The sequence below is a fragment of the Azospirillum griseum genome (genome assembly GCF_003966125.1).
Classification (GTDB): domain Bacteria; phylum Pseudomonadota; class Alphaproteobacteria; order Azospirillales; family Azospirillaceae; genus Azospirillum; species Azospirillum griseum.
In genome coordinates, this window is record NZ_RXMA01000129.1 from 1 (window position 1) to 573 (window position 573).

The window sequence follows — 573 nt, forward strand, 5'->3', positions numbered from 1 at the left end:
ACGAGAGGGCCGTCCACATGAGCATTGTTACCGTCGGTCTCGATCTTGCCAAGCACGTCTTCCAGGTTCATGGCGTTGATGAAGCCGGAAAGGTGGTCGTGCGCCGGCAGCTTCGCCGGGAGCAGGTGGAGGCGTTCTTTCGTGGCTTGACGCCTTGCCTGGTCGGTATGGAGGCGTGCGCGACGGCTCATCACTGGGCGCGTCTCATCAGGGCTCTCGGCCATGAGGTCCGGCTGATCCCGCCGACCCGGGTCAAGGCCTACGTCCAGCGCGGCAAGAAGAACGACGCTGCCGATGCCGCAGCCATCGCCGAGGCCGTGACCCGGCCGCAGATGGCCTTTGTTCCGATCAAGAGCGAAGAGCAGCAAGCGGTTCTGGTCCTTCACCGCTCCCGTGACCTGCTGGTCCGCCAGCGTACCATGCTGCTCAATGCCCTGCGCGCCCATCTGGCGGAATTCGGCATCGTGGGGGCGCAGGGCCCCCGGAAGCTGGCCGAGTTGATCCATCGGCTGAGCGATCTGCCGATCCCCGAGCTGGTTCGCTTGGCCCTGGGGGAATTGGCCCAGCAGGTCG

Annotated in this window: 1 protein-coding gene; it reads left to right on the plus strand. The window is 65.4% G+C overall.

The window, feature by feature from the left end; genetic code table 11:
• Window positions 1-17 precede the first annotated feature (17 nt).
• Window positions 18-573: IS110 family RNA-guided transposase (locus EJ903_RS26470; RefSeq protein ID WP_210211582.1), on the plus strand; the 556-nt coding region annotated here is incomplete at its 3' end.